This is a genomic window from Kytococcus sp. HMSC28H12 (assembly GCF_001816045.1).
GTDB lineage: Bacteria > Actinomycetota > Actinomycetes > Actinomycetales > Dermatophilaceae > Kytococcus > Kytococcus schroeteri.
In genome coordinates, this window is sequence record NZ_KV824403.1 from 1 (window position 1) to 2,429 (window position 2,429).

2 protein-coding genes are annotated in these 2,429 nt (G+C 73.0%); both read right to left on the minus strand.

All coding sequences use genetic code 11. From position 1 onward, the window contains the following. Window positions 1–83 precede the first annotated feature (83 nt). Window positions 84–1,436, minus strand: a complete 1,353-nt coding sequence (ftsY, locus tag HMPREF3099_RS05145) for a signal recognition particle-docking protein FtsY (RefSeq protein WP_070704878.1) — start codon at window positions 1,434–1,436, stop codon at window positions 84–86. Between the two features lie 23 nt (window positions 1,437–1,459). Continuing rightward, on the minus strand, window positions 1,460–2,429 hold a 970-nt coding region (locus tag HMPREF3099_RS05150), incomplete at its 5' end, for an AAA family ATPase (protein WP_168168444.1).

Genomic DNA, 2,429 nt, shown 5'->3' on the forward strand with positions numbered 1-2,429 from the left:
CGGCACCGGTGCGGTTCTCGGTGACCTGTCAGGCCGAACTCAGCACCGGTGCTGATTTCGTGCGGTGCGCGGTGCCCGTACCGTCAGTCCAGCAGGGCGTCCACGAAGTCCTCGGCCACGAAGGGCGCGAGGTCGTCCGGCCCCTCGCCCAGGCCCACGAGCTTGACCGGCACCCCGAGGGCCCGCTGCACGGCCACGACGATGCCGCCGCGCGCGGTGCCGTCCATCTTGGTGAGCACGATGCCGGTGACGTCCACCGCCTGGGCGAACACCTCGGCCTGCTTCATGCCATTCTGGCCGGTGGTGGCGTCCAGCACCAGCAGCACCTCGTCGATGCGGCTGCGCTTCTCCACCACGCGCTTGACCTTGGCCAGCTCGTCCATGAGCCCGGCCTTGTTGTGCAGGCGCCCGGCGGTGTCCAGCAGCACCACGTCCGCCTCGGAGTCCACGCCCTGGGCAACGGCGTCGAAGGCCACCGATGCCGGGTCGGCCCCCTCCTTCTCGCTGCGCACGGTGCGCACCCCGACGCGTTCACCCCAGGTCTGCAGCTGGTCGGCGGCCGCAGCGCGGAAGGTGTCCGCGGCGCCGAGCACGACGTCCTTCTCCTCGGCCACGAGCACGCGGGCCAGCTTGCCCACGGTGGTCGTCTTGCCGGTGCCGTTCACGCCCACCACGAGCACCACCGACGGGCGGTCGCCCTGACGCGTGGCGGCGATGCCGCGGTCCATGGTCGGGTCCACCAGGCGCACCAACTCCTCCCGCAGCCAGCCGCGCACCACGTCGGGGTCGGTGGTGTTCTCCACCCGCACCCGGGTGCGCAGGTTGTCCACGAGCTCGGTGGTGGCCTCCACGCCGAGGTCCACCGCGAGCAGGGTGTCCTCGACCTCCTCCCAGGCCTCCTCGTCGAGGTCGCCGGAGGAGAGCAGCTTGAGCAGCGCCTGCCCCACGGCGTTGTTGGAGCGCGAGAGGCGCGAGCGCAGGCGGTGCAGGCGCCCCTGGGCCTCGTCGGGCACCTCCACACCCGGCTCGCGCGCGTAGTCCGCGGGGGTGCCGGTGGTGCCGTCGACCTCCGGCTCGAGGACCTCCGCATCCGTGCCGCCCATGCGCTCCGGCGGGATGGTGGAGCGCTCCCGCAGGTGGGTGGCCCCCTCGCCCGCGGCCGGCGCGTCGGTGCCCGGGCCGGCCGTGGTCACCGGGTCGGTGCGCCGGTTGGTGTCGATGACGGCACCCTTGGCGCGCTCGCCGTAGGTGGACCTCTTGGCGGGCGTGTGCTCGATCGGCGGGCGCGTGGTGGTGCGCGGCTCCTGCTCCGGCGGGGCCTGCGTGGCGCCGCCCGCCTTGGCGCGCAGCCACGCCCAGGTGCCGCCACCCAGGAGGCCGACGGTCAGGCCGCCGGCGATGAGCTGTTCGTAGAGTTCGTCGAGGAAGAAAGGCACGGCCGCAGTCTGGCACGCACCGCTCAGGCGCGCGGCAGGTCCACGTCCTTGAGCCGTTGGCTCACCACCTGGCTGATGCCGTCGCCCTTCATCGAGACGCCGTAGAGGGCGTCGGCGACCTCCATGGTGCGCTTCTGGTGGGTGATGACGATGAGCTGGCTGGAGTCGCGCAGCTCCTCGAAGAGCTGGATGAGGCGGCCCAGGTTGGTGTCGTCCAGGGCGGCCTCCACCTCGTCCATGATGTAGAAGGGCGAGGGGCGGGCCTTGAAGATGCTCACCAGCAGTGCCACGGCCGTCAGTGAGCGCTCGCCGCCGGAGAGCAGCGAGAGCCGCTTGACCTTCTTGCCCGGCGGCCGGGCGTGCACCTCGATGCCGGTGGTGAGCATGTCCTCGGGGTCGGTGAGCTCCAGGCGCCCCTCGCCGCCGGGGAACAGGCGGGAGAACACGCCCTCGAACTCGCGGGCCACGTCCGCGTAGGCCTCCTCGAAGGCGGTGCGGACACGCTCGTCCACCTCGGCCACGAGGTCGAGCAGCGCCTCCTTGGAGCTCACGAGGTCGTCGAGCTGGCCGGCGAGGAACTGGTGGCGCTCCTCCATGGCCGCGTACTCCTCCAGCGCCAAGGGGTTCACGGCGCCGAGGGCCTTGAGGTCGCGCTCGGCGCGGCGCAGGCGCTTGGCCTGCTCGTCGCGCACGAAGGGCACGGTGGCGGGGTCGCCGTCCTCGTCCACGGACTGCTCGCCGTCGTCGTCGAGCACCGGCACGGGCACCTCGGGGCCGTACTCGGACACCAGCGGCCCCGGCTCCATGCCCAGCTCGTCGGCGGCGCGCTGCACCAGGGACTCCACACGCAGGCGCATCTCGGCACGGGCCACCTCGTCGCGGTGCACGGCGTCGGTGAGCTCGCGGACGCGGTCGGTGAGCTCGGCGATGCGGGTGCGGCGCGCGGCGAGCTCGGAACGCTGCTCGGCGCGTGCGGCCTCGGCGCCCTGCCGG